Annotated in this window: 22 protein-coding genes; 15 read left to right on the forward strand and 7 right to left on the reverse strand. The window is 65.4% G+C overall.

Annotated elements, in window-relative coordinates:
* The first annotated feature begins 1 nt into the window (after position 1).
* From J0H39_05180 to J0H39_05195, 4 genes are all read left to right on the forward strand, one after another.
* Positions 2-901, forward strand: coding sequence for an ABC transporter permease (locus J0H39_05180; GenBank protein ID MBN9496124.1), 900 nt, complete (start codon positions 2-4; stop codon positions 899-901).
* Positions 902-1,106: 205 nt separating this feature from the next.
* Positions 1,107-1,637: an N-acetyltransferase gene (locus J0H39_05185; GenBank protein ID MBN9496125.1), complete on the forward strand. Its 531-nt coding sequence runs from the start codon at positions 1,107-1,109 to the stop codon at positions 1,635-1,637.
* Positions 1,638-1,683: 46 nt separating this feature from the next.
* Positions 1,684-2,208, forward strand: a complete 525-nt coding sequence (locus J0H39_05190; GenBank protein MBN9496126.1) for a winged helix DNA-binding protein — start codon at positions 1,684-1,686, stop codon at positions 2,206-2,208.
* Positions 2,209-2,262: 54 nt separating this feature from the next.
* Positions 2,263-5,862 (forward strand): hydantoinase B/oxoprolinase family protein, encoded by a 3,600-nt coding sequence (locus J0H39_05195; protein ID MBN9496127.1) that lies wholly within the window; start codon positions 2,263-2,265, stop codon positions 5,860-5,862.
* A 1-nt stretch (position 5,863) separates the two neighbouring features.
* Here the strand turns inward: J0H39_05195 and J0H39_05200 are convergent, their stop codons facing one another.
* A complete protein-coding gene (locus J0H39_05200) occupies positions 5,864-7,243 on the reverse strand; it encodes a CoA transferase (protein MBN9496128.1) in 1,380 nt (459 codons plus the stop codon).
* Between the two features lie 142 nt (positions 7,244-7,385).
* Between J0H39_05200 and J0H39_05205 the strand changes: the two genes are divergently transcribed.
* Both J0H39_05205 and J0H39_05210 read left to right on the forward strand, forming a co-directional pair.
* Positions 7,386-8,264, forward strand: coding sequence for a DMT family transporter (locus J0H39_05205; protein ID MBN9496129.1), 879 nt, complete (start codon positions 7,386-7,388; stop codon positions 8,262-8,264).
* A 29-nt stretch (positions 8,265-8,293) separates the two neighbouring features.
* Entirely contained in the window at positions 8,294-9,700 is a 1,407-nt protein-coding gene (locus tag J0H39_05210) for an FAD-binding protein (GenBank protein MBN9496130.1), read from the forward strand.
* Here J0H39_05210 and J0H39_05215 read toward each other — a convergent pair.
* Positions 9,697-10,515, reverse strand: coding sequence for a phytanoyl-CoA dioxygenase family protein (locus J0H39_05215; protein MBN9496131.1), 819 nt, complete (start codon positions 10,513-10,515; stop codon positions 9,697-9,699). The genes J0H39_05210 and J0H39_05215 overlap by 4 nt on opposite strands.
* A gap of 295 nt (positions 10,516-10,810) precedes the next feature.
* On the opposite strand from J0H39_05215, the gene J0H39_05220 reads away from it, so the two are divergent.
* The 4 genes from J0H39_05220 (at position 10,811) to J0H39_05235 (ending at position 14,862) form a co-directional block, all read left to right on the forward strand.
* Positions 10,811-11,935 (forward strand): TRAP transporter substrate-binding protein, encoded by a 1,125-nt coding sequence (locus J0H39_05220; protein MBN9496132.1) that lies wholly within the window; start codon positions 10,811-10,813, stop codon positions 11,933-11,935.
* Between the two features lie 75 nt (positions 11,936-12,010).
* Positions 12,011-12,592 (forward strand): TRAP transporter small permease subunit, encoded by a 582-nt coding sequence (locus tag J0H39_05225; GenBank protein ID MBN9496133.1) that lies wholly within the window; start codon positions 12,011-12,013, stop codon positions 12,590-12,592.
* 31 nt (positions 12,593-12,623) lie between these two features.
* Positions 12,624-14,063 carry a TRAP transporter large permease subunit gene (locus J0H39_05230; GenBank protein MBN9496134.1) on the forward strand — a complete coding sequence of 480 codons (1,440 nt, stop codon included), beginning with the start codon at positions 12,624-12,626 and terminating at the stop codon, positions 14,061-14,063.
* A 1-nt stretch (position 14,064) separates the two neighbouring features.
* Positions 14,065-14,862: a fumarylacetoacetate hydrolase family protein gene (locus tag J0H39_05235; GenBank protein MBN9496135.1), complete on the forward strand. Its 798-nt coding sequence runs from the start codon at positions 14,065-14,067 to the stop codon at positions 14,860-14,862.
* Here J0H39_05235 and J0H39_05240 read toward each other — a convergent pair.
* Positions 14,859-15,515, reverse strand: a complete 657-nt coding sequence (locus J0H39_05240) for a YjbE family putative metal transport protein (protein ID MBN9496136.1) — start codon at positions 15,513-15,515, stop codon at positions 14,859-14,861. The two genes, J0H39_05235 and J0H39_05240, sit on opposite strands and share 4 nt — an antisense overlap.
* 117 nt (positions 15,516-15,632) lie before the next feature.
* Positions 15,633-16,283 (reverse strand): TerC family protein, encoded by a 651-nt coding sequence (locus tag J0H39_05245; GenBank protein ID MBN9496137.1) that lies wholly within the window; start codon positions 16,281-16,283, stop codon positions 15,633-15,635.
* Between the two features lie 125 nt (positions 16,284-16,408).
* On the opposite strand from J0H39_05245, the gene J0H39_05250 reads away from it, so the two are divergent.
* Both J0H39_05250 and J0H39_05255 read left to right on the forward strand, forming a co-directional pair.
* A complete protein-coding gene (locus tag J0H39_05250; protein ID MBN9496138.1) occupies positions 16,409-16,801 on the forward strand; it encodes a DUF4112 domain-containing protein in 393 nt (130 codons plus the stop codon).
* Positions 16,802-16,811: 10 nt separating this feature from the next.
* On the forward strand, positions 16,812-18,905 hold the full coding sequence (locus tag J0H39_05255; protein ID MBN9496139.1) for an AsmA family protein: 2,094 nt from the start codon (positions 16,812-16,814) through the stop codon (positions 18,903-18,905).
* Here the strand turns inward: J0H39_05255 and J0H39_05260 are convergent.
* From J0H39_05260 to fumC, 3 genes are read right to left on the reverse strand one after another with little or no spacing between them, the layout of a single operon-like run.
* Positions 18,829-19,338 (reverse strand): sel1 repeat family protein, encoded by a 510-nt coding sequence (locus J0H39_05260; protein ID MBN9496140.1) that lies wholly within the window; start codon positions 19,336-19,338, stop codon positions 18,829-18,831. The genes J0H39_05255 and J0H39_05260 overlap by 77 nt on opposite strands.
* A gap of 5 nt (positions 19,339-19,343) precedes the next feature.
* Positions 19,344-19,634 (reverse strand): ribbon-helix-helix domain-containing protein, encoded by a 291-nt coding sequence (locus J0H39_05265; protein MBN9496141.1) that lies wholly within the window; start codon positions 19,632-19,634, stop codon positions 19,344-19,346.
* A gap of 3 nt (positions 19,635-19,637) precedes the next feature.
* Positions 19,638-21,059 (reverse strand): class II fumarate hydratase, encoded by a 1,422-nt coding sequence (gene fumC, locus J0H39_05270; GenBank protein ID MBN9496142.1) that lies wholly within the window; start codon positions 21,057-21,059, stop codon positions 19,638-19,640.
* Between the two features lie 253 nt (positions 21,060-21,312).
* On the opposite strand from fumC, the gene J0H39_05275 reads away from it, so the two are divergent.
* The 3 genes from J0H39_05275 to J0H39_05285 all read left to right on the forward strand — a co-directional run bounded on the left by J0H39_05275 (position 21,313) and on the right by J0H39_05285 (position 24,358).
* Positions 21,313-21,822, forward strand: a complete 510-nt coding sequence (locus J0H39_05275; protein MBN9496143.1) for a response regulator — start codon at positions 21,313-21,315, stop codon at positions 21,820-21,822.
* Between the two features lie 30 nt (positions 21,823-21,852).
* Positions 21,853-22,344 (forward strand): transcriptional regulator, encoded by a 492-nt coding sequence (locus tag J0H39_05280; GenBank protein MBN9496144.1) that lies wholly within the window; start codon positions 21,853-21,855, stop codon positions 22,342-22,344.
* A 595-nt stretch (positions 22,345-22,939) separates the two neighbouring features.
* Positions 22,940-24,358 (forward strand): homospermidine synthase, encoded by a 1,419-nt coding sequence (locus tag J0H39_05285; protein ID MBN9496145.1) that lies wholly within the window; start codon positions 22,940-22,942, stop codon positions 24,356-24,358.
* Positions 24,359-24,361: the final 3 nt, after the last annotated feature.

Raw genomic sequence — 24,361 nt, forward strand, 5'->3', positions numbered from 1 at the left:
CATGGCCGAGGCCGTCTCCCAGCCGAACGTGACCTATGCGGCGCCCAAGCGCCATTCGGCGCTGGCGATGTTCTGCCTCGCTCAGCCGCTGGGCGCCATTTCGGGCGTGGCGATTTTGATCATGCTGTTCGGCGGCGTATTCGCCGATTTCGTGGCGCCCTACGATCCGTTGGCGATCGATTTCAGCGCGATGCTGGCGCCGCCGTCCTGGGAGCATTGGATGGGCACGGACGCGTTCGGCCGCGACATTTTCAGCCGCGTGATCTTCGGGGCGCGCACCGCGCTGACGATCGGCTTCTTCGCCTCGCTGATGGGCTGCGTGTCGGGCGCCATGATCGGCGTGGCCTCGGCCTATTTCGGCGGGCGCATCGATATGATCGTGCAGCGCTTCATCGACGTGATGCTGTCTTTCCCGATCATCGTTCTGGCGCTGGTCGTCGTGGCGATGCTGGGCCGCAATCAGATCGGCGGCATCGACATCAATCTCGTCTTCGCCATCGCGATCCCGATCGTGCCGAAGGTCGCGCGCGTCGTGCGCTCGGCGGCGCTGTCGATCCGCGAAATGCCCTATATCGACGCGGCGCGCGCCGCGGGCTTCGGCCATATCCGCATCATCCTGCGCCATATGGTGCCCAACGTCGCGGCCCCGTTCCTGATCATGTTCACGGCGTTCATCGCGCAGGCGATTTTGCTGGAAGCGTCGCTGTCGTTCCTGGGGCTGGGCGTGACCGAGCCCACGCCCGCCTGGGGCTTGATGCTGTCGGGCAACGCTTCGGATTTCTATCGCGAGGCGCCGTGGATGATTCTGTTCCCGGGGCTCGCCATCTCCGTCGCCGTGTTCGCCTTCAATTTGTTCGGCGACAGTCTGCGCGATTGGCTCGACCCCAAATTCAAGGTTTGACGTTCGGGGCGAATTCGCTTTAACTGCGACGCATGACGATGTGGATCGCCATTTCCGCGCGACGACGTAGCACCCGGGTGCCGGGTGCGCTTGCGTTCGTGCGCGGATAAGGTCCATCCGTCCTTTTCCTTCCCTCGCGAATAAGCGTCCTCCGCAGCACCCGTTGTAGGGCTCTGCAACGCATTGTTTTCGCGAGGAAAATTCCATGTTCGACATCACCACCGAGCGGCCCGGCGACGGGACGCGGATCGAGCTTCTGCTGAACCGGGCCTTCGGGCCGGGGCGGAAATCGAAGAAGAGCTATCGCTATCGGCAGGGCGTGGACCCGCTCGCCGAACTTTCCTTCGTCGCGCGGGCGAAGGACGACGGGGCGATTCTCGGCACGCTGCGCTTCTGGCCCGTCGCCATCGGCGCGCATGGCGCGCTGTTGCTGGGCCCGCTGGCGGTTGAGCCCAAACTCAAAGGCCAAGGGATCGGGGCGGCGTTGATGTTCCACGGCCTCGACGCCGCCGCCTGGGCGCGGCATTCGCGAATCGTGCTGGTCGGCGATCTCGATTACTACGCGCGCTTCGGTTTCGCGCCGGCCGCCCCGATGGGCTTGGTCATGCCGGGCGAACAACCGCACCGGCTGCTCGCCTGCGAATTGGCGAAGGACGCGTTCCAAGGGGTGTCGGGCGACATTCGCCGCCACCCCGGGAGGCTGGTTCGCGGGCGCGGCGGATTGATGGCCGCCTGATCGTAAGCGATACTCCGTCGACGTTTTATCGACGGAGTATCGCCTTATGGCCAAGCGCAAGGACAAACCCGCGCCCAAAATCGTGTCGTCCGCGCATCTCGCGGGTAACCGCGTGGCCGAATTGTCGGAATTCGAATTCGCGCTGACGCCGATCTTCCATGCCTATGGGCGCTGGATCGTGCGCTGCACGGCGGCCGCCGGGCAGGGCGATCTCTCGCCGCTCGACGTGCTGATCCTCCATCACACCAATCATCGCGACCGCGCCAAGACGCTCGCCGATCTCGCCTTGGTGCTGAATGTCGAGGATGACCACCTCGTCAATTACGGCCTCAAGAAGCTGAAGCGTCTCGGCCTCGTCTCGGGCGTCAAACAAGGCAAGGAAGTCCATTGGGCGGCCACGCAGAAGGGCCGCGCCTTGTGCGACCGCTACCGCGCGATCCGCGAAACCTGCCTGGTCGATGCCGTGGCGCGCATCGGCGAACCGCATGACGCGATCGCCCAAGTCGCCGCGTTGATGCGCGCCTTGTCGGGGCTTTACGACCAGGCCAGCCGGTCGGCGGCGACGCTCTAGGAACGTTGACGATTCGTCAACGTTTTGTCATAACCGAGGCCGGAGGGATTCCCGATGACGGCGCAGTGGCAATTCTGGATCGATCGCGGCGGCACGTTCACCGATATCGTGGCCAAGCGCCCGGACGGCACGCTCGCCACGCATAAGCTGCTGTCGGAAAACCCGGAGCGCTACAAGGACGCCGCCCTTCAAGGCATTCGCGAACTCCTCGGCCTCGCCAAGGATGCGCCGCTGACCGGTGCGCCGGTCGAAGCGGTGAAGATGGGCACGACGGTCGCCACGAACGCGCTGCTGGAGCGCAAGGGCGAGCGCGTGGCCGTCGCCATCACCAAGGGCTTCAAGGACCAGCTGCGCATCGCCTACCAGAACCGGCCGAAGCTGTTCGTGCGCCGGATCGTGCTGCCCGAATTGCTGTACGAAACCGCCGTCGAAATCGACGAGCGGATGGACGCGCAAGGCAATGTGCTGCGCACGCTCGACGAAGCCGCCGCCGAGCGTGATCTGCGCAAGATCTACGATCAGGGGATTCGGGCGCTGGCCATCGTGCTGCTGCACGGTTATCGCTACCCGGCGCATGAAAAGGCGCTGGGCGATATCGCGCGCAAGATCGGCTTCACGCAGATTTCGATCTCGCACGAAGTCTCGCCGCTGATGAAGATCGTCGGGCGCGGCGACACGACCGTCGTGGACGCTTACGTCTCACCGATTCTGCGCCGCTATGTCGACCGCGTCGCGGGCGAGCTGGGCGGCACACGGCTGATGTTCATGCAGTCGAATGGCGGTCTGGTCGACGCGCGCTATTTCCAGGGCAAGGATTCGATCCTGTCGGGTCCCGCGGGCGGGATCGTGGGGGCCGCGCGCACCGCCGCGATGGCCGGCTTCGACAAGATCATCGGCTTCGACATGGGCGGCACGTCCACCGACGTGACGCTCTATAACGGCGAATACGAGCGCACGTTCGAGACGATCGTCGCGGGCGTCCGCATGCGCGCCCCCATGATGAAGATCCACACGGTGGCGGCGGGCGGCGGCTCGATCCTGTTTTTCGACGGCACGCGCTTCCGTTGCGGCCCCGAAAGTGCGGGCGCCAATCCGGGCCCGGCCTGCTATCGCCGCGGTGGCCCGCTGGCCGTGACCGACGCGAACGTGATGGTCGGCAAGATCGTGCCCGACTTCTTCCCCGCCGTGTTCGGGCCGAACGGCGATCAGCGCCTCGACGCCGAAATCGTGCGCGCGAAATTCGCCGCCCTCGCGGCCGAAGTGGAAAAAGCCACGGGCGAGAAGCGCACGCCCGAAGCGATCGCCGATGGGTTCTTGAAGATCGCGGTCGAGAACATGGCCAACGCGATCAAACAGATTTCGATCCAGCGCGGCTACGACGTGTCGGGCTATGCGCTCAATTGCTTCGGCGGGGCGGGCGGGCAACATGCCTGCAAGGTCGCGGATGCGCTGGGCATGACGACCGTCTTCGTCCATCCGCTGGCGGGCGTGCTCTCGGCCTATGGCATGGGCCTCGCCGATTTGCGCGTGATGCGCGAGAAGGCGGTCGAAGCCAAACTCGCCGACGCGATCCTGCCCACGCTGGAAACCGAACTCGCGGCGCTGGCGGAAGAAGGCCTCGCCGAAATGCGTCGCCAGGGCATCGACCCGGCGAAGATCGAGGTTCGGCGCAAGCTGCATCTCAAATACGAAGGCACGGATTCCGCGCTGGTCGTCGATTTCGGCACGATCGAAGCCGCGAGTGCCGCTTTCGTCGAGCAGCATCGCCAGCGCTACGGCTTCTCGATGCCCGGCAAGGCGGTGATCGTCGAAGCCGTGGCGGTTGAAGTCGTCGGCCATACCGAAAGTGCGGACGATGTCGTGCGCGAAATCGGCGCCGCCGCGCCGCCCGCCCCGGCGGCGACGGTCAAGATGTACGCCGACGGTGAAACGCATTCGACGCCGGTTTTCTTACGCGACGCGTTGAAGCCGGGCATGAAAGTGCCCGGCCCCGCGATCGTGTCCGACCGCAATGCGACGACAGTGATCGAACCCGGCTGGGCGGCGGAAGTCACCGCGCGCGATCATCTGGTGTTGCGCCGCGTGGTCGCGATCCAGCGCCAGCACGCGATCGGCACCAAGGTCGATCCGGTCATGCTGGAAGTGTTCAACAATCTGTTCATGTCGATCGCCGAACAGATGGGCGTGGCGCTCCAGAACACCGCGTACTCGGTCAATATCAAGGAGCGTCTCGATTTCTCCTGCGCGCTGTTCGATCGCCAGGGCAATCTGATCGCCAACGCGCCGCATATGCCCGTACATCTGGGTTCGATGGGCGAGAGTGTGGCCGCCGTCACGCGCGCACGCGAAGGCACGATGCGCCCCGGCGACGTATTTGTGCTGAACGCGCCCTATAACGGCGGCACGCATCTGCCCGACGTCACGGTCGTGATGCCGGTGTTCGACGAAGCGGGGAAGGACATTCTGTTCTTCGTCGCGAGCCGCGGTCATCAGGCCGATATCGGCGGCCTCACGCCCGGTTCGATGCCGCCCGGCTCGACGACGGTCGAGGAAGAGGGCGTGTTGATCGACAATTTCCAGCTCGTCGATCAAGGTCGCTTCCGCGAAGCGGAAATGGTCGCGCTGTTGAAATCGGGCAAATATCCCGCGCGCAACCCGGCGCAGAATATCGGGGACCTCAAAGCCCAGATCGCGGCGTGCGAGAAGGGCGCCCAAGAACTCCGCAAGATGGTTCGCGAATTCGGCCTCGACGTCGTGCGCGCCTATATGGGCCATGTGCAGGACAACGCCGAGGAGCAAGTGCGCCGCGTGCTCGACGTGCTGAAGGACGGCGCATTCGCCTATCCGATGGACGACGGCGCGGTCATCAAGGTCAAGGTCTCGATCGACAAGGCGACGCGCAGCGCCATTCTCGATTTCACGGGCACGTCGGCGCAGCGGCCGAATAATTTCAACGCGCCCGCGTCGGTCTGCATGGCCGCCGTGCTTTACGTGTTCCGCACGCTGGTCGAAGGCGACATTCCGATGAACGCGGGCGTGATGAAGCCGTTGAAGGTGATCATCCCCGAAGGCTGCATGCTGCGCCCGCAATATCCCGCCGCCGTCGTGGCCGGGAACGTCGAAACCTCGCAAGCCGTGACCGACACGATCTACGGTGCGTTGGGCGTGATGGCGGGCGCGCAGGGCACGATGAACAACTTCACCTTCGGCAACGACAAGCACCAATATTACGAGACGATCGCCGGCGGTTCCGGCGCGGGCCCCGGCTTCGACGGTTGCGACGCCGTGCAGACGCATATGACCAATTCGCGTCTGACCGATCCCGAAGTGCTGGAATGGCGCTTTCCCGTACGCGTCGAAAGCTTCGAAATCAGGCGCGGCTCGGGCGGCAAGGGCGAATTTCGCGGCGGCGACGGCACGATCCGCAAGGTGCGTTTCCTCGAAGACATGACCTGCGCGATCCTCGCCAACCGGCGCAAGGTCGAACCGTTTGGCGCCAATGGCGGCGGCAACGGCAAGCTCGGCCGCAACTGGGTCGAACGCACGAACGGCACGATCGAGGAGAAGGGCGCCACGGCCCAATGGGACGTGAAGCCGGGCGACATGTTCGTGATCGAAACGCCGGGCGGCGGCGGCTACGGCAAGGCGAATTAGCCTATAGCCATTCCGGCTTCGAATTGCCGAAGGGCTCGGGCGGCCGCGCGTAGAAGCCGGGCGTGCGGTCGAGTTCCAGCACCGGCTTGAAATGGCCGATGCGCCCGAAGGGCGAGTCGACTTCGATCATCAGCTTGGCGATATCGTCCGGCGGCAGATCGGCGGCGGCCTCGCGCGCGTCGAGCGTGCCGAGGCTTGCGAGGAAATGCCCGATCTGGGCGAGCGACGTGCGCACGCGCCAGGTGCCGCCTTCTTGCGCTTGGCGCGCGAGGGCCAGCATCGTGCCGAGGGCCGCGACATAGCCGCCGATATAGTCGAGCGCTTGCACGGGCATGTTCTTGGGTGCTGCGAGCGCGCTTTGCGTCGCCGCCAAGCCCATCGCGTTCTGCACGACCGAGTCGAAGCCGCGCCGCAATGCCCATGGCCCTTCATGGCTATAGGCACAAAGCTCGGTCACCACGATGCCGGGACGCAAGCGCGCGAGGTCTTCCGCCCCGAAACCGCGCTTGGCGAGCGCACCGGGCCGATAGGATTGCAGGAACACATCGGCCCCGGCCGCGAGATCGCGCAATTGCGCGGGGCCTTGCGCCGTATCGAGATCGAGCCACGCGCAACGCTTGCCGGGCCCGGTGTCGTAGAGCAATTCGGTCTGATAGGGCGTGTGCGGGGCGGCGAGATGTAAAACGTCGCCGCCATGTTCGGCGAGCAAACGCCCCGCCGCCGGGCCCGCCAGAACGCGCGTCAAGTCGAGCACGCGAATGCCGGCGAGCGGCCGCGCGGCGTCGGGCAATTTGCGCGGCGATGCCTCGCCGATCTTGTCGATGGTGAACAAGGGCAACGCGGCGACCGCCTTGCCTTGCGCCGATTCGTTCCATTCGTCGAGCGTGCGCGTCACCGCGCCGATCCCGTCTTCGTTGGCCAACGCGGTCTCGAACGCGAACGCGTCGAGCTTCGCGACCGCCGCTTCCAGATCGGCGCGTGTATCGCCCGCCGCGCCGGACAGCCGCAACGCCGCCGCACGATGATGCGCGTGATTGGTGTGCAGGAAGATATGCCGGCCGTCGCGCGTGCGGTAATGGCCGACGAGCGGATCCCAGAATATGGGTTTCACACCGTCGCGTGTGACATAGACGCTGGAACGTAAACTCGCCGCCGCCGATTTTGTATCGATACGCGCGCTTTGCGCCGCATTGCCGCGCAATCGCCAGAGATCGCTTAGCGCCAAGCCCGCGGCCCCCAGCACCGCGCTTGCCGCCGTTGCGATGCGAAACGGCGTGGGAAAAACGGGATCGCCGTCGCCGGAAATCTCCAACACGTCGTCGTTGCGCGGGAGCCGGCCGCCAAGTGCCAGAATCGAATGCGTCAGCGTCGAGACATTCATGCGCGATCCGCCGAGATTTTGTTGGTCTATATCGAGTATAGACGTTGCACCCATGACGAACCCCGCAACAGCAGCAACCCAGCCCCCGGCTCCGCGCAGTCGAATCGGCCGCTCCGATCGTCCGCTCCTGGGCATCGCGTCGATGGCGTTCGGCGTCGTGCTGCTGTCGGTGATGGATGCCGTCACGAAATACGCGATTCAACATCTGCCGACCGGGCAACTGATGGCGATCCGCTCGGTCTTCGTGCTGCTGATCCTCACGCCCTTCGTGATCCGTGCCGGCGGCTTCGCGGCGCTGCGCACCAAACGGCCGCTGGGCCATTTGCTGCGCGCGGGGCTGTCAGTCTGCGCGATGTACACGTTTTTCGAAAGCCTGCGGCATCTGCCGCTCGCCACCGCCATCGCGATCGGTTTCGCGGCACCCTTGTTCATGACGGCGTTCTCGGTCCCCGTGCTGAAGGAGAAGGTCGGCGTCCATCGCTGGTCGGCCGTGGCGATCGGCTTTATCGGCGTCGTGGTCATTATCGGCCCGGGCATCGCCGACGGCGAATTCGGGATCGGCGCGATGCTCGCCTTGACGGCGGCGGTGTTCTACGCGGGCGGGATGACCTGCGTGCGCTGGCTCGCCTCGACCGAGACGGATCTTTCAATGATGGTGTCGCAGAACACCGCGATGCTTTTCGCGGGCGCGGCCGGGGCGGCGATCGTCTCGGCCCCCGTGCCCGGCCATATGTGGCTGGTCATCGTCGCGATGGCGGTGCTGGTGCTGCTCGGGCAGTTGTTCACCATCCGCGCGTTCCGCCTCGCCCCGATCGGCGCGGTGGCGCCGTTCCACTATACCGAGCTGATTTGGGCGGCCATTCTCGGCTGGTTCGTCTGGGGCGAATGGCCGTCCGACAATGTCTGGTGGGGGGCGGCGATCGTCGTCGCGGCCGGGCTTTACACGATCTGGCGCGAGCGCGTCCGGGCGGCCGAAAAATCCCGCGAAGCGGCGGTTGCCGCGCAAGGCCCGGCGGCGTAATTTCGTCGCCTTCAGGGAGAAGAAACGACATGGCCAGTGCCGCCGAGATTACAGCGACCGAACCCGCCGCGCGCGACGCGGCGATCGCGGAGATCCGCGCCATTCTCGGCGACCGTTTGACCACCGCGCTCGCGGTGCGCGAGCAGCACGGCAAGGGCGAGGCCTATCACAAGCCCGCCCCGCCCGATGCCGTCGCCTTCGTCGAAAGCACCGAGGAAGTCGTCGCGGTGGTGAAGGCCTGTGCCAAGCATCGCATTCCGGTAGTCCCCTTCGGGGCGGGCACCGCGCTGGAAGGCCATACGGCGGCGCTGCATGGCGGCATTTGCGTGGACGTCACGCGCATGAACAAGGTGCTCGCGGTCAACACCAGTGATCTCGACGTGCGCGTGCAGCCGGGTGTGACGCGCAAACAGCTCAACGAATATCTGCGCGATACCGGCCTGTTCTTCCCGATCGATCCGGGCGCGGACGCCTCCATCGGCGGCATGACCGCGACGCGCGCCTCGGGCACCAATGCCGTGCGCTACGGCACAATGCGCGAGAACGTGTTGGCGCTGGAAGTCGTCACCGCCGACGGGCGCGTGGTGCGAACGGCGCGGCGCGCGCGCAAATCCTCGGCCGGTTACGACCTCACGCGTTTGTTCGTCGGCTCGGAAGGCACGCTGGGCGTCATCACCGAAATCACCGTCAAAGTCTACGGCATTCCCGAAGCGACCAGCTCGGCGATGTGCGCCTTCCCGGATGTGAAGTCGGCGGTAGATACCTGCATCGCCACGATCCAGGCCGGCATTCCCGTGGCGCGCATCGAACTTGCCGACAAGCTGCAGATGGAAGCCATCGCCGCCTATTCGAAGCTGAACATTCCCGCCGCGCCGACGCTGTGGCTCGAATTCCACGGCAGCGAAACGGGCGTGAAGGAACAGGCCGAGTTCGTGCAAGCCATCGCCGCCGAGCATGGCGGCGAGGATTTCCGCTGGACGACCGATCCGGCCGAGCGCAAGAAAATCTGGCAGGCGCGCCACGACGCCGCCTATTCCTGCAAGGCGCTGCGCCAGGGCTGCTCGATCTGGGCGACCGATGTGTGCGTGCCGATTTCGCGTCTGGCCGATTGCATCGTCGAAACGCAAGCCGATCTCGAAGCTTCGTTCATTCCGGCCCCCATCGTGGGCCATGTCGGCGACGGGAATTTCCATCTCTGCTTCGTCCTCAACATGGACGACCCGAAGGAAGTGGCGGAGGCGAACCGCCTCAACGACCGCTTGGTCGCGCGTGCGCTGTCGATGGACGGCACCTGCACCGGCGAACACGGTGTGGGTTACGGCAAGATCGACTTCCTGACCGCCGAGCACGGCGAAGCCGTGTCGCTGATGCGGATGATCAAGAAGTCGCTCGACCCCGACAACATCATGAACCCGGGCAAGATCGTCCGCGTTTAGCGCCGCCACAGCACCGGAAAGAGTTCGTCGCGCGCGGACAGCGGCGCGCCGTGCGCCAGATCGGCTTTGCGCAAGCGGCTGAAGGTCGAAATACCGCGCCGCCAGCGTATGTCGTCGCCCGTAAAGCGCAGGGCGATCGTCCGGCGCGGCCGATCGGCGCTGGGATTGCCGGGGGCGCCGTGCACCATACGGCCGTGGAACACGACCGCGTCGCCCGGTTCGAGCTTGAACGAAACCAGCGTGGCTTCGTCGGGCGCTTCGACGACCGGCAACGCCGATCCCGCATAACGCAGCGCGTTGTCGGCACCCGATCGGAACGGGGCGGGGCGGAAATCGCGGCCGGGCAAATGACTGCCGCGCGCATAGCGCACCGCCCCATTGCCGTCGTCGATCGCATCGAGCGCCAGATAGACCGTGCACGCCATCTCGCCCGAAATCGGCCAATAGGGCCCGTCCTGGTGCCAGGGCGTTTCGCGCTTCGTGGCCGGCGCCTTGGCGAAAATCTGATCGTAGAACAGCCGCACCTCGGCCGCCTCCATCGCGCGCCCGGCGATTTCGGCGCAGGGCGTTTTGAAGAACAGCGCACGAAAATCGGCGTCGCGCCGGTGCATGAACATGTCGCCGAAAAAACGCCCGCCCTCGCCCGGAGGGACGAATTCCATCGCGTCGTTGGATGGTACGGCCATCGCGCGATCGACCGCCGCGCGCATGCGGTCGACCCATGCCGCGTTCAAGGCGCCGGGCACATGCGCGACACCGTCGCGCGCATAAGCGGCGGCGAGGGCGGCTTTGTCGAAGTCGAAAGACGGCGCCATCGGACGGCGCTTAGCATGCGCCGGGCGCGGCGTCCAAGCGGCGCCAATGACGCGACGAATCCGATTTGAACACGGCGATTTTGTGCAACCAATCGCGGCGCTTGCGTGCCGCGCCCGCCTTCATGCAAAGTCGATCCCGCGAGCGGGTCCCGACCGGAATACCGGCGGCGATCCGATAGCGGCGAATGCGGGCGGGGTTTCGATCCCGGCAGGCGCGCCGCAGGAGTGGAGGCGCGATGGAGGTCGGCGTCTTCGCGGTGCGCAAAAATAGGCCTCCGACAGGAGGAGAGCCTTTATGACAACGAAGAAAGCTTCCGCTTCGCGTCGCGGCTTCTTGGGCAAATTGGCCTTGGGCGGTGCGGCCGTCGCGACGGCCACGCTGGCGTCGCCGCAGGTGAGCCGCGCGCAAACGACCGTCTTCCGCTTCCAATCGACGTGGCCGCAGCGCGACATCTTCCACGAGATGGCCGGCGACTACGTGAAGCGCGTGAACGAGATGACGGGCAGCCGCTTCCGCCTGGAACTGCTCGCGGCGGGTGCGGTCGTCGGCGCGTTCCAAATGCAGGATGCGGTGCATTCGGGCTCGCTGGACGGCGGCCACGGCGTCGCCGCCTATTGGTACGGCAAGAACAAGGCCTATTCGCTGTTCGGCACGGCGCCGCCCTTCTTCGGCGACGCGAACTCGCTGCTCGCCTGGTATTACTACGGCGGCGGCGAGGGGCTCTATAACGAGCTGCTCTACGATATCACCAAGGTGAACGTCGTCGCCTATCTGACCGGCCCGATGCCGACCCAGCCTTTCGGCTGGTTCCGTCAGCCGATCACCAACCCCGATCAGCTGAAGGGCTTGAAGTACCGGACGGTCGGGCTGGCGGCCGATCTCTACCGGGCGATGGGGGCCGCGGTGACGATCGTCGCGGGCGGCGAAATCGTTCCGGCGCTGGAACGCGGCCTGCTCGACGCGGCGGAGTTCAACAACCCGTCGTCGGATCGCGTGCTCGGCTTCCCCGACGTCGCGAAGAACTACCTTCTGCAGAGCTTCCATCAGAAGGTCGAGTGCTTCGAAGTTCTCTTCAACAAGCAGAAATTCGACACGCTGCCGACCGAGATCAAGAACATCCTGCGCTACGCGTCGGAAGCCGCGTCGTCGGACATGCTGTGGAAGGCGCACGAACGCTATCCCAAGGATCTGCAGGCGATCCGGCAGGCCGGCGTTCGCGTGGCGGCGACCCCGCGCTCGATCCAGGAAGCCCAGCTCAAGGCGTGGGATACGGTCATCACGGAACTGTCGTCCGACGCCTATTTCAAGAAGGTGGTCGACAGCCAGCGCGCCTGGTCGCAGCGCGTCACGGGCTTCTTCCTCAACTACGAAGCCTCGGACTCGCTGGCCTACAACCACTTCTTCGCGCGCCGCGGTTAGTTCGACGCGCGATACGCGAAATCCCCGCGCCGGTACGCCGGCGCGGGGACGACGCTTCCGACCGGACGGTTCCCCGTGCAGAAATTCCTTCTGACGATCGACAAGATCAGCAATTTCTTCGGCAAGACCTTCGCCTGGACGATCGTCGCGCTGACCGTCGCCATCGCCTACGAGGTCTTTTCGCGCTACGCGTTCCGCGCGCCGACCACCTGGGCATTCGACGTCAGCTACATCCTCTACGGCACCTTGTTCATGATGGCCGGCGCCTACGCGATGGCGCGCAACGGCCATGTGCGCGGCGATTTTCTGTACCGGAATTTCGCGCCGCGCCGTCAGGCGGCGCTCGATCTCGCGCTGTGGCTGCTGTTCTTCTATCCCGCCATGGCGGCGATGGCCTGGATGGGCTGGCGGTTCTTCCTGCAGAGCTACGCCCAGAACGAGCATTCGGCCTTTTCCCCCGAAGGCCCCGTGATCTGGCCCTTCAAATTCCTCATTCCGTTCGTCGGCGTGTTGATGTCGCTGCAAGGCGTCGCTGAAGTCGTGCGCTGCGTGGTCTGCCTTCGCGACGGCGAATGGCCGGCGCGCCTGCACGACGTCGAGGAGATGGAGAAGCTGATTCTCGAACGCGCCGAAGCCGAGCGCCAAGGCCGGGCGTGAAAATCACCTCTGTCAACGAAAGCCGCGTTCCATGAGCGATCCCGCCCTAGGACTCACCATGCTGGTGATGTTCATTTTCGTCATCATGCTGGGCTTTCCCATCGCCTTCAGCCTGATGGCGCTGGGTTTGTTCTTCGGCTACGTGGGCTCGCTGGGCGACAACGTGTTCATCCTGTTCGTCCAGCGCACCTACGCGGTGATGGCGAACGACGTGCTGATATCGGTGCCGTTGTTCGTGTTCATGGGCTACGTGATCGAACGGGCGAACATTCTCGACCGGCTGTTCCGAAGTCTTCAGCTCGCCTCGGGCGCCATTCCGGGATCGCTGGCCGTCGCCACGCTGGCGACCTGCGCGCTGTTCGCGACGGCCACGGGCATCGTCGGCGCGGTCGTGACGCTGATGGGGCTGCTCGCGTTCCCCGCGATGCTGCGCGCGGGCTACGACGTGCGCCTGGCGGCGGGCGTCACCTGCGCCGGCGGGTGTCTGGGCATCCTCATTCCGCCGTCGATCATGCTGATTCTCTACGGCGCCACCGCGGGCGTATCGGTCGTGCAGCTCTACGCCGCCGCCTTCATCCCGGGATTGATGCTCGCGGGCCTCTATATCCTCTATGCGATCGGCGTCGGCCTCGTCTATCCCGACCGCGCGCCGCGTCTGCCGCTCGAGGAACGCAACGTTCCCGTCTTGCGGATTCTGGCGGCGCTGGCGACGTCGTTCTTTCCGCTCGCCGCGTTGATCGCGATGGTGCTGGGCGCGATTTTGATGGGGCTCGCCACGCCGTCGGAAGCGGCGGCGATGGGCTCGCTGGGGTCGCTGGTGCTGGCCGCGTGCTATCGCGCGCTGACCTTCGATCGACTGAAGGAATCCGTGCTGCTGACCGCGCGCACCTCGGCGATGGTGTGCTGGCTGTTCGTCGGCTCGTTCATCTTCTCGTCGGTGTTCGGCTATCTCGGCGGCCAGCAAATGATCGAGAATTTCGTCGAAAGCCTGAACCTCAATTCGTTCACGTTCATGCTGCTCGCCCAGGCGATCATCTTCGTGCTGGGCTGGCCGCTCGAATGGACGGAAATCATCGTCATCTTCGTCCCGATTTTCCTGCCGCTTTTGGACAATTTCGGGATTTCGCCGCTGTTCTTCGGCGTGATGATCGCGCTCAATCTTCAGACCAGCTTCCTGTCCCCGCCGGTCGCGATGGCGACCTTCTATCTGAAGGGCGTGGCACCCCGGCATGTCACGCTCGAGAACATTTTCGCGGGCGTCATGCCGTTTATCTACATCGTGATTTTCTGCATGGCGCTGGTTTATATTTTTCCCGAGATCGCGCTGTGGCTTCCGGACTATCTTTACGGCAACGAACCGATGACGCCGGAAGCGTTGAACGAATTGGAGGGAGCGCCGCCGCCCGCCGCCGAGGAAATCAAGCCCGAGGGCGATTTCTTCGACGCGCCGGTCGAAGGCGAGAACGACTGAGATGGCCGCGAAGCGCAAAGCGGGCGGGCGACTTGCACCCGCCGTCGGATACTTGTCGGAAGTCTGGCGCATGGGCCAGACATTGCCTGCACTGCCGGCATCGTGCCGGCCGCGCGATCTGGCGGAGGCCTATCGGCTGCAAAGTCTGGTCGCGGCCGAGCTGGGGCTGACGCGGGCTGGCTGGAAGATCGGCTGCACCAGCGAGCCCGCCCGCAAGATCATGAAATCCGACGGTCCCTTCGCGGGGCGCGTGTTTCTGTCGCGCTGCTTCGTCTCGGGCACGTCGTTCGCCGCGGCGCAGTACCGGCTGCGCGGTGTCGAGGGCGAGTTCGCCTTCGTGCTGGGCAAGAACCTGAAGCCGCGCAAAAAGCCGTATAGCCGCGCCGAGGTGCTGGCGGCGATCGAGGATTTGCATCCGGCGATCGAGGTCGTGGACAGCCGCTATACCGATTTCCGCAAAGTGACGTTGCCCGAACTCGTCGCCGACATGGGCTGCAACGGGGCACTCGTGGTCGGCCTGCCGGTCAAAGGCTGGCGCAAACTGGACCTCGCCAAGACCAAGGTTGCGATGCGTGCGGGCCGCAAGATCGTCGGCAAGGGCACGGGCGCGGCCGTGATGGACGAAGATCCGATCGCGGCGCTCGTTTGGCTCGCCAACAATCCGTGCACGCCCGAAGGGTTGCTGGCGGGCGAGATCGTCACGACGGGCACTTGCACGGGCCTGCATATCGCCGCCGCCGGCGACAAGATCGTCGCCGGCTTCGACGGAATGGGCGAGGTCGCGCTGAACTTCGTTTAGGCGCCCGCGACGGCGGCGAAGACTTCTTGACCGCCGTCCCAGACCATCTTGGCGGCGATGTACAGGATCAGCACCAGCCCGACATAGGCGATCCAGCGGTGCTTTTCGATCAGCTTGGCGATCGCGGCGGCAGCAATGCCCATCAGCAGGACCGAGACGATCAACCCGACCGCCAGCACGAACGGGTCGCTGCGCGCGGCCCCGGCGACGGCCAGCACGTTGTCGAGCGACATCGACACGTCGGCGACCAGGATCTGCCACAAGGCTTCACCCATCGTCTTTTGCGGGCCGACATGTTCGACCAGCTCGCCGCCGAGCAGGGCCGCACCTTCGGCTTCCTGAACGTCGTCGGCGGGCGAGATTTCGCGATAGAGCTTCCACGCCACCCAGAGCAGCAAAACGCCGCCGGCCAGCAGCAGGCCGACGACTTGCAGTAGTTGCGAGGCGAGCAGCGCGAAGGCGACGCGCAAGACGGTCGCGGCGACGATGCCGAACCACAAGGCTTTCTGGCGCTGTTCCTTGGGCAGGCCCGACGCGGCCATGCCGACGACGACCGCGTTGTCGCCCGACAGCACGAAATTCACCATGATGACGGTCCCGAGCATCGTCCATTGCGCGATGCTCAGACCCAAAAGCAGATTATCGGCATCCATTATTTCGACTCCCCCTCGTGAAATCGAAATTAGCGGGCGGGCCGAAAATAACCAAGCCCGGCGCGGGGTATGGCAGACCCGCGCCGGGCTTGGAGGTGCTTCAGTCGTTGTTCCGAATCAGGCCATGCCGGCCAGGGTCAGGATTTCCGGCAAGCCGTCCCACATCATCTTCAGCGCGACGTAGAGGATCAGGAGCAGGCCGACATACGCGATCCAGTGATGCTTCTGCAGCAGGCGCGCGATGTAGATCGCCGCGACGCCCATCAGAATGACCGACACGGCCAAGCCGAAGATCAGGATCAGCGGATAATCGCGCGAAGCGCCCGCGACGGCGAGCACGTTGTCGAGCGACATCGACACGTCGGCGACGATGATCTGGATGACGGCGGCGCGGAAAGTTTTGCGCTCGGCGGTCGGCGCTTCCTGACCTTCGAGGGCGGCTTCGCCTTCCTGCCGGTCGTGGGTTTCCTGTTCGCGGATTTCGCGCCACAGCTTCCACGACACCCACAGCAGCAAAACGCCGCCGGCGAACAGCAGGCCGACGATTGCGAGCAACTGCACCGTCACGCTGGCGAAGGCGATACGCAAAACCGTCGCGGCGACGATGCCGACCATGACGACTTTGTTGCGCTGATCCTTGGGCAGACCCGACGCGGCCATGCCGATGACGACCGCGTTGTCGCCGGCCAGAACCAGGTCGATCATGATGACCTGCCAGAGCGCGAACGCCGCGTCCCACGTGTAGTAAATCGACAAATCGGCGAACATTCTTCCTCCAGCGTCCGGGGGCGATTGCGGAAAGCAACGCGACATAGCATGCCAACCCCCTTTAGTAGAAGGGAAACCGGCCCGGACTTGAATGCCTGGGCCGCGCCGCCCAACTGCTTGGTGTGATGGCGAAATCCAACGATTTCGAATCGGACGCTCGGAGCGGCGAAACGGTTCCGCCGCATTTGGTCGCCGCGGTGGACCGGTTGGCGCGTTTCGCGCGCGTGATGGACACGGCCGTGCGAATCCCCGGCACGCGCCGCTATATCGGCCTGGATGCGGCGATCGGGCTTGTCCCGATCGCGGGCGACGCGTTCACCGCCGCCGTCGCGACCTGGATCGTGGTCGAATCCGCGCGGCTGGGCGTGCCCAAGCGCAAGCTCGCGCGCATGATGGCGAATGTCCTGATCGATGCCGGGGTGGGGATCGTGCCGGTCGCGGGCGATATTTTCGACGTCTACTTCAAGGCCAATTCGCGGAATCTGGAAATTCTGCGCGATCACCTGCGCGCGGGTTAAACTCGTTTCCATGCGCCGGACCTTGCTGCTGGCGGTGCCGGCGCTGATCCTCGCCGCCATCGCGATCTTTTTCCTGTCGCGTCCCGATCCGGTGACGCGCGCGGCCGAATTCGCGGCCGCTTTGCGCCGCGATACGGGGCTGGAAACGCGCATCGTGGGCAAGCCCGAACTGCGCGGCTGGTTCGATGTGTCGCTGCACGTGCCGCGGGTCGAGATCGCGGATATCGGCACGCTCGACGATCTGGTGCTGGCGGCCGACGGGACGGGAACCGCGCGCGCCGCCTTGTGGCGGCGCGACGGCGCGCTGACCTTGAAGCAGACCGAGGCGCGCTTCGCCGCCCCGGATCTGACGATCGCGTTTCAGCGCGACACCAAGCGCCTGTCGATCGCTGCGTCGGCGGCGGGACTGCCGTTGACGCTGGAAGGCCGCGCGGCGCTGGGCGGGCTTGCCGATCTCACCGCCGAATGGGCGGGGATCAAAGGGACGGGCGGTATCGACCCGACCGGCGGCATTTCGCTGGGCGGCCCCAATTGGCATCTCGACGGGCGCATCGGCGCCGACCGCGTGTTCCAAGGCCGCGCGCATATCGTCGACGCGGCGTTGGGCGAATTCGACGCCGATCTGCGCCTGGATGGCGAAAATTTCGACGTGCCCGATCTACGTTTCACGGGCGGCGGGGGCACGCTCGCGCGCCAGAACGGGCGCTGGGCGCTGGATCTGCGCTTCGGGGAGATCGAACTCGCCAAGCTCGCCGATCTGCTGGCGCGCGGCGGCGACGTGTTGGCGGGTGACTTGGATTTGCGCGCGCGCATCGGCCGCGCGACATGGCAAGCGGGCGACGCGCAAGGCGCCATTCTGACGGCGGGGCGCGAAAACGGCGTTTGGGCGATCGACGAATTGGCCGTGCGCGATTTGGGCGGCGCCAGCTTGCGCGTGCGCGACGGCATCGTCGATCTGCGCAGCCCCGATGCGCAGCGGTTTTTCGAGACGTTGGGCGTGCCGATCGCGCGCCATCTGGGCGAACTCAGCGTACGCGGCAAGATCGATCCGGTGGCGATGCGCGTCGCCCCGCTTGAGCTGGGTCTCGCCGGTCAGCGCATGGCGGGATCGATCCTATGGCGCGACGGGCGCTTGGTCGCCGAATTGGCGGGCGAGCGTATCGATCTCGACCCCTTCTTCCTGCGCGCCTTGCCGCGCCCCGTGCAGCGCGGGCCGTTGCTGACGCGCAGCCAGCAAGCCCAGGCGGCGCGCGCGGCCCAAGGACCCGCCCCCGGCCCCGGCGGGTGGAGCCGCGTACCCTTGGCCTTCGATCTTGCGGGCGCGATCCCGCTCGACCTTTCCATGCGCGCGCGCGAATTGATCGTCGGCGGCGCCACGCTGGGCGACGCGCTGGTGCAAGCCGGTTTCGGCGACGACGGGATCGATGTGCGGCAATTGTCGGGCTCGTTGTGGCGCGGCCGGTTCGACGCCAAGGGCAAGCTCGCGGGCGGCGACAATCCCGGCTTCGTCGCCGAATTCGCGGTGACGGATTTTGAGTTGGGTGAAATGCTCAACGCTTCGGGGCTTACGCCTGTGCTACGCGGCCCCGCCAAATTGTCGGGCCGTGTGGAATCGCAAGGCGGCACCTTCTCGATTTGGGCGGGCAACCTCAAGGGGGCTGCGGCGTTGTCCGCCCCCGGCGCCATCATCGACGGTCTCGATCTTGGCGCCATCGCGCGCCGTTATGCGGCCCCCGGCAATCCGCCCGATATCGCCGAGCTTGCCCGGCTTGCCGGGCGCGGCGGACGCAGCGTGCTCGACGAATTCGACGCGCGCTTGCGCATCGAATTGGGGCATGCGCGGGTCGAACGTTGGCGCGCCGCCGGGGCGGGGGCGACGATCGACGGTTCCGGGCAGATTGATATCGGCGCGTGGGCGCTGGACCTCGTCGCCGAATTCGCCTTCGCGGGGAAGAAATCCTGGCGCTTTGCCGCACAAGGCCCGTTCGCCAATCCGCGTCTGAATTTCCAGCCGCCCGCGCAAATCCCTAATTCTGGCGGCGCGGCGCCGCGGGCGGATTCGGCCGCACGGTCGCGGCCGGCGGGGCGTCCGGCGTCTCGATAATCGTACGCGTGCGCCCGCCCGCCAGCGCGGTTTCGACGCGATTCAACGCTTCCTGCGCGCGTTCGTGACCGCTGCGCGCCGCGCGCGCATACCATTGGCGGGCTTCCAGCAAATCGGCGGGGACACCGTTCCCGGTTTCCCACACCACGCCCAATTGATACTGCGCTTCGTCGAAGCCTTGGGCGGCGGCCGCTTCGTACCAGCGGCGCGCTTGCACCAAATCGCGCGGCACGCCTTCGCCGCGCCGATACATCTGGCCCAGATTGAACTGCGCCTCGCGGTCGCCCATGCGCGCAAGGCCCCAAAAACGGAACCAAGCGCTTTCGTAATCGCGCGATTGGAACGCCGTCACGCCCTGATCGAATTCGTCGTCGCGATCGAAAGCGGCGGACGGCGAAAAAGCGCTCGCGGCGATCAAGGCCGCGAGTGCCATCGCCCTCAGAGCGGCTTTTGCGCCGGTTGCGCCGTCGCCGCGGCCGCGACCACCGGGGCGATCGCCGGCAGCGTGCCGGTCAGCGCCTGCAACACATAGACGCGCAACGCGCTGGACAGGTTCCCCGCCTGATCGCGCGCCGCGCGCATCTTGTCGATCTCGGTCACGAGATCGTTGATCGATGCGTTGCGCTTGCGCGCGATGTCTTTGAGCGCGGTCCAAAATTCCGGCTCCAACGAAATGCTCGTCCGGTGCCCTGCGATAACCACCGAGCGTTTGCGAATCGATCCGGCCATTTTCTACTCCCCCGATTGTTTTTTGTCCCGCGGGCTCAGCATGTCGATCGGCTGAACCCAGCGGTCGAAATCCGCTTCAGTGACAAGACCCAGACCGACGGCGGCTTCCTTGAGCGTCAGGTTATGGGCATGGGCGTGTTTGGCGATTTTTGCGGCGTTGTCGTAGCCGATATGCGGGTTGAGCGCCGTCACCAGCATCAGCGAGCGCTCGAGATGGTGGGCGACCGTCGCCGGGATCGGCGCCATGCCCGCGATGCAGTTCTCGGCGAAGGACAGGGCGGCGTCGCCCAGCAATCGGATCGATTGCAGCACGTTATAGGCGATCACCGGCTTGAAGACGTTGAGCTGCAAATGGCCGCTCGCGCCCGAAATCGTGACGGCGACGTGATTGCCCATCACTTGGGCGCAGACCATCGTCAGCGCTTCGGCCTGGGTCGGATTGACCTTGCCGGGCATGATCGAGGAGCCGGGCTCGTTCTCCGGCAAGGCGAGTTCGCCCAGGCCCGAGCGCGGGCCCGAGGCGAGCAGGCGCACGTCGTTGGCGATCTTGAACAGGCCCGCGGCCAGCGTGTTGAGGGTCCCCGAGCATTCGACCATCGCGTCGTGGGCGGCGATCGCCTCGAACTTATCCTCGGCGGGCATGAAGGGAAGGTTGGTCAGCCGGGCCAGTTCCTGCGCGAAACGCGCGGGAAATTGCTTATGCGCGTTCAGCCCCGTGCCAACGGCGGTCCCGCCTTGGGCGACGCGATAGAGGCGCGGCATCGTCTGCTCGACGCGCGTCATGCCCAGTTCGACCTGGCGGGCCCAGGCGCCGATTTCCTGGCCCATCGTCATGGGCACGGCGTCCTGCAAATGCGTGCGGCCGATCTTGATCAGCCCCGCCGTTTCGGTCGCCTTGGCGAGCAGCACTTCGTGCAGGCGCTGAAGGGCGGGCAGCAGGTGATCGTGAATTTCCGCAACGACCGCAATGTGCATCGCGGTGGGGAAGGAGTCGTTCGACGATTGCCCGCGATTGACGTGATCGTTGGGGTGCACCGGCTTCTTCTCGCCGAGCTTATGGCCGAGCAATTCGTTCGCGCGATTCGCCACGACCTCGTTGGCGTTCATATTGGTCTGGGTGCCCGACCCGGTCTGCCAGACGACCAGCGGGAAATGATCGGACAGCACGCCGGCGATCACTTCGTCGCAGGCCTTCAGCAGCATCGGCCCCAGCTCGGCCGGTAACTCGCCCAAAGCGAGATTAGCCAGGGCCGCCGCTTTTTTCTGGGCGCCGAAAGCGCGGATCAGCGGTTCGGGGATGCGCTCGTCGCCGATTCGGAATAGCTCGACGCTGCGCTGCGTCTGCGCGCCCCAATACCGGTCGGCGGCCACCTCGATGGGCCCGAAACTGTCGCGTTCGATCCGCGTCGCGGCTCGGTCCGCCATGACGGTCTCGATCTCCCCCAAAGCCGGTTCGTGCCGGGCGGTCAGATTGATATGTCAGTTAACCGCCCGCGATTTAGGCACGCGCAGAGTGGGTTATTCAATAGGTATTCGTATGACAATAAGGCATAGCGACCCCGCCGTGCGCCGAATCCCGCCTATCGCACCCGGGTAGGTGCGGCGGGGCTTGTCACGGGGCCCCGCCAAACGTATGAGATAACCTAAGTTTTACTGCCGACCTCCGTGATTCGGAACGATGCCCGAAAAGATCGATTTCAGCAAAATCCGGTTTTTGATCTGCGACCCCAACGCGCTGTCGCTGACGATGCTGGGCGATATCCTGTCCATGCTGGGGGCGAATTACGTCCGCCGCGTGAACGATTTCGAGAAGGCGATGGGTGTCCTCAAAGAGGGCAATATCGACATCGTCATCACCGAATACGACCTGCCGGTCGAGGGCGGGAACAAGCTGTGCGACTATATCCGCAACGATCCCGCCTCGCGCGACCGGTTGATGCCCGTCATCATGCTGACCGCGCGGTCGGAGGAGCAGTACGTGATCGAGGCGCGCGACCACGGGGTGAACGAGTTCGTCGCGAAACCCTATACGGTCGACTCGCTCTATAAGCGTTTGTCGTCGGTCATCGCCTATCCGCGGCCGTTCATCTCGGCGCCCGGCTATTTCGGGCCCGACCGGCGGCGCAAGCAGATGCCTTTCAACGGCAAAGAACGGCGCGGGGTCGATCCCAACGCCAAGCCGAGCTAAGCTCGGCCGGTCCTCGCGGAGAATCCGAACGTGGCCAAACCCAAAGTCCAGATCATTCAGCCGTCGCTGGATCTGCGCAAACGCGCGGTCAATTTCAAGACCGGCTTCGGCGTCATCCTCACGCCCGAGGAGACGGTGAAGCTGCAGACGGTGGTCGAGAAATCCTCCGACGGCTTCGTGCGGCAGATCGCCGCGAAGCTGAAGCAGCTGCGCGAGGCGCTGGCCGCCCTCGACGACGGCGTGGCGCCCAATCCGGGATTGATCGAGCGCGTCGCGTCGGACGCGCTGGAGATCAAGGGACTCGGCGGCACGTTCAAGTTTCCGCTGCTCACGCAGATCGCCAAGTCGCTGCACGACTACGCCGCGCAGATCAAAGACGCGAATGTGTGGCACGGCGTGATCTTCGCCCATCACATCGACGCGCTTTACGTCGTGCTCGCCCAGCGCATCACCGGACTGGGCGGCAAGGTCGAAGCGGAACTGCTCAAAGCGCTGCGCCAAGCGTCGACCAAGTACAAGTAAGCGCCCGCGCGGGCGATGCGCGCGCGCAACACGCCGTCGCCGACTTCGTGAAATTTTCCCCGCAGCCGCGATTTTCACTTGCGCGCCCGCGCGTTTGTGTTATTTGCGCTTTTACGACGCACGCACGTGCCCCAGGCCCACGAGGCAGCGCTAAGAGGCAGGGCGGGAAGTTCGCGAAGAACCTCCACGTCTCTCGGTCCCAAGCGCTCGAGGTCAAGCAACGACAAGCGTCCTTTTCGGTACAAGCCGGTCGCCAGTGGGCCGGTGTCCTTAAGGGGTGTTGACGATGGTTGCGGCCAAGGACGGGGCTTCGCTCCCTCCGCTTACGCAAGGATAACCGCCGCAGGGCGGCGACGCGGGCTTTCCGGTCCGTTTCGTCCGCCCCGCCGGTGCCGCCGGGAAACGACCCTTCGGGGTCGAGGCGGGCCGGAAGCGGCAGGGTCTCTTGCGGAAGGCGGATGCGATCGGAGCATCGACTTCCCGACAAGCAGCAGAGTGGAACAGCCGCGACGGCCGATGCGCCCCCGGAGGGGAACGACGCATCGCCCGCGGGTAAGGCGCCCTACCGGGCGCCCGTGGAGAGCGATACGCGTCGATGACCGAGTACAAGAAGCATGTGACGTTCGGCGGCCGTTTGGTGATGGTGGGCTTCGGCTCCATCGGCCAAGGCGTGCTGCCGCTCATCTTGCGCCATGTTGAAATGCCCAAGGACCGCATCGTCATCGTGACGGCGGAGCCGCGCGGCATCGACGAAGCGGCGGAATACGGGATCGAGTTCGTCCAGACCGCGCTGACCCGCGACAATTATCGCGCGGAACTGACCAAGCGCCTGGGCAAGGGCGACTTCCTGCTGAATCTGTCGGTCGACGTCTCGTCGGTCGCCTTGATCGAACTCGCGCACGAGCTGGGCGCCTTCTACCTCGACACCTGCATCGAGCCCTGGGCCGGCGGCTATACCGACCCGTCGCTCACGCCCTCGCAGCGTTCGAACTACGCGCTGCGCGAATCGGCGCGCAAACTGCGCGGCAAATTCGCCGGCGGTCCGACCGCCGTGCTGACCCACGGCGCCAATCCGGGCCTGGTGTCGCATTTCGTCAAGGAAGCGCTGCTCAAGATCGCCGCCGACACCGGCCGCAAGGCCGCGATCCCGGCGAGCCGCGAGGGCTGGGCGGCGCTGGCGCGCGACCTGGGCGTCAAGACGATCCATGTCGCCGAGCGCGACACCCAAGTCGCCGCCGTGGCCAAGCAGCCGGGCGAATTCGTCAACACCTGGTCGATCGACGGCTTCGTGGGCGAAGGCCAGCAGCCGGCCGAATTGGGCTGGGGCAGCCACGAAAAGCGCCTGCCCGAAGACGGCCGCCGCCACGATTTCGGCTGTGACGCGGCGATCTATCTGATGCGCCCGGGTGCCGCGACGCGCGTGCGCACCTGGACGCCGAACGAAGGGCCGTTCCACGGCTTCCTGATCACGCATAACGAGGCGATCTCGATCGCCGATTACTACACGGTCGCGCAGGCCGGGAAGCCCGTGTACCGGCCGACCGTCCACTACGCCTATCACCCGTGCGACGACGCCGTGTTGTCGATCCACGAGATCGCCGGCAAGAATTGGCGCCTGCAGCCTTCCAAGCGCTTGATGATGGAAGAAATCATCAAGGGCGTGGACGAGCTGGGCGTGCTGCTGATGGGCCATGCCAAGGGTGCGCTTTGGTACGGCTCGCATCTATCGATCGACGAAGCGCGCAAACTGGCACCGCATAACAACGCGACGTCGCTTCAAGTCACGGCGGCCGTTCTGGCCGGCATGATCTGGGCGCTGGAGAACCCGAATTCGGGCGTGGTCGAAGCCGACGAAATCGATCACGTGCGCTGCATGGAGATTTGCCGCCCGTATCTGGGCGAAGTCTCCGGGACCTACACCGATTGGACGCCGCTACAGGACCGCGAAAAACTGTTCCCCGAACAGCTCGATCGCGAATGCCCGTGGCAATTCGAAAACTTCCGCGTCGCTTGACGC

It is taken from the genome of Alphaproteobacteria bacterium (assembly GCA_017308135.1).
Classification (GTDB): Bacteria; Pseudomonadota; Alphaproteobacteria; order CACIAM-22H2; family CACIAM-22H2; genus Tagaea.